General features: G+C 51.8%; 1 tRNA gene and 2 rRNA genes (1 of these 3 cut by a window edge). All 3 read left to right on the top strand.

Annotated elements, in window-relative coordinates:
- Positions 1-265: 265 nt before the first annotated feature.
- Positions 266-1,756: ribosomal RNA gene (locus NDI44_RS12110) — 16S ribosomal RNA — on the top strand.
- Positions 1,757-1,865: 109 nt separating this feature from the next.
- Positions 1,866-1,939: transfer RNA gene (locus tag NDI44_RS12115), tRNA-Ile, on the top strand.
- 271 nt (positions 1,940-2,210) lie between these two features.
- Positions 2,211-2,500: ribosomal RNA gene (locus NDI44_RS12120) — 23S ribosomal RNA — on the top strand (it continues 2,598 nt past the right edge of the window).
- Together the 16S and 23S rRNA genes with 1 tRNA gene alongside form the textbook arrangement of a ribosomal RNA operon.

Raw genomic sequence — 2,500 nt, forward strand, 5'->3', positions numbered from 1 at the left:
TTTTGAGAGTTTTCCAAAAAAGTTTTTCAAAACAGTTGACAGAAGCGGTTCGTGGTTGCTACATTAATAAAGCGGTCGGGAGAGCAAGCGAAAGTGAAGCGACACCGAAGCGCACCGAACCTAGAAAAAATAATAGTTTGAAAGCCAAGTAAACACAAGTACCTCGTCAAAAAAATCAGGTGAATTGGAGGAAACTTCAATCACCAAGACGAAGTCGGTAGGAAACTAAAAGTTTCCAATAGCCAAAAAAACAAACTCACTTAACACAATGGAGAGTTTGATCCTGGCTCAGGATGAACGCTGGCGGTCTGCTTAACACATGCAAGTCGAACGGGAATCTTCGGATTCTAGTGGCGGACGGGTGAGTAACGCGTGAGAATCTGCCTTCAGGACGGGGATAACAGTTGGAAACGACTGCTAAGACCGGATGTGCCGAGAGGTGAAATATTTATAGCCTGAAGATGAGCTCGCGTCCGATTAGCTAGTTGGTAAGGTAAAAGCTTACCAAGGCGACGATCGGTAGCTGGTCTGAGAGGACGATCAGCCACACTGGGACTGAGACACGGCCCAGACTCCTACGGGAGGCAGCAGTGGGGAATTTTCCGCAATGGGCGAAAGCCTGACGGAGCAAGACCGCGTGGGGGAGGAAGGTTCTTGGATTGTAAACCCCTTTTCTCAGGGAAGAACAAAATGACGGTACCTGAGGAATCAGCATCGGCTAACTCCGTGCCAGCAGCCGCGGTAATACGGAGGATGCAAGCGTTATCCGGAATAATTGGGCGTAAAGCGTCCGTAGGTGGCTGTTCAAGTCTGCCGTTAAAGACCGGGGCTTAACCCTGGAAAGGCGGTGGAAACTGAACGGCTAGAGTGCAGTAGGGGTAGAGGGAATTCCCAGTGTAGCGGTGAAATGCGTAGAGATTGGGAAGAACACCGGTGGCGAAAGCGCTCTGCTGGACTGCAACTGACACTGAGGGACGAAAGCTAGGGGAGCGAATGGGATTAGATACCCCAGTAGTCCTAGCCGTAAACGATGGATACTAGGTGTGGCCTGTATCGACCCGGGCCGCGCCGTAGCTAACGCGTTAAGTATCCCGCCTGGGGAGTACGCACGCAAGTGTGAAACTCAAAGGAATTGACGGGGGCCCGCACAAGCGGTGGAGTATGTGGTTTAATTCGATGCAACGCGAAGAACCTTACCAGGACTTGACATGTCCGGAACCTTCTGGAAACAGAAGGGTGCCTTCGGGAACCGGAACACAGGTGGTGCATGGCTGTCGTCAGCTCGTGTCGTGAGATGTTGGGTTAAGTCCCGCAACGAGCGCAACCCTCGTCCTTAGTTGCCATCATTAAGTTGGGCACTTTAGGGAGACTGCCGGTGACAAACCGGAGGAAGGTGGGGATGACGTCAAGTCAGCATGCCCCTTACGTCCTGGGCTACACACGTACTACAATGCTACGGACAAAGGGCAGCAAGTTAGCAATGACAAGCAAATCCCATAAACCGTGGCTCAGTTCAGATCGCAGGCTGCAACTCGCCTGCGTGAAGGCGGAATCGCTAGTAATCGCCGGTCAGCATACGGCGGTGAATCCGTTCCCGGGCCTTGTACACACCGCCCGTCACACCATGGGAGTTGGCCACGCCCGAAGTCGTTACCCTAACCTGCAAAGGAGGGGGACGCCGAAGGCAGGGCTGATGACTGGGGTGAAGTCGTAACAAGGTAGCCGTACCGGAAGGTGTGGCTGGATCACCTCCTTTTAAGGGAGACCGAACCTCTGAACACCGATGAAGTCGGTCACAGAAGGTCATCCCAGGTCGTCGAGGTTGTGGAAACAACAGCTTTCAAACTATTACGGTTCCGGTTCATGGGCTATTAGCTCAGGTGGTTAGAGCGCACCCCTGATAAGGGTGAGGTCCCTGGTTCGAGTCCAGGATGGCCCACCTAAAGTCAAGCAATCAGCTTGACAAGTAAGAGGGTAAAGCTTGAGTTGGGAAGCCCGGTTGAGGGGCATATCTATAAGCCGAGCAAGTCAAAACCGAAAACCGGAAAAAGAAGTCAGCATCGACTCTGAAACTCGAAAAGCCTCAGAGAGACTGCTGGACTCTAATTCCAGCCAAAGAACCTTGAAAACTGCATAGTAACGTTAAAAAGCAGGAAAAAACGAGACGTCCAATCGAAGAAGGCGTCCGTATCATCCAAACAAGAGAATGTGGTCAAGCTACAAAGAGCTTATGGTGGATCCCTCGGCACACAGAGGCGATGAAGGACGTGGCGACCGACGAAACGCTCCGGGGAGCTGGAAGCAAGCAATGAGCCGGAGATATCCGAATGGGGCAACCCCAAAGAACTAACTGCTGAATCCATAGGCAGTAAAGAGCCAACCCAGTGAACTGAAACATCTTAGTAGCTGGAGGAAAAGAAATCAAAAGAGATTCCCTGAGTAGTGGTGAGCGAAACGGGAAGAGCCTAAACCATCAAGCATGCTTGGTGGGGTAGTGGGA

It is taken from the genome of Trichocoleus sp. DQ-A3 (genome assembly GCF_039961975.1).
Classification (GTDB): Bacteria; Cyanobacteriota; Cyanobacteriia; order Cyanobacteriales; family FACHB-T130; genus FACHB-T130.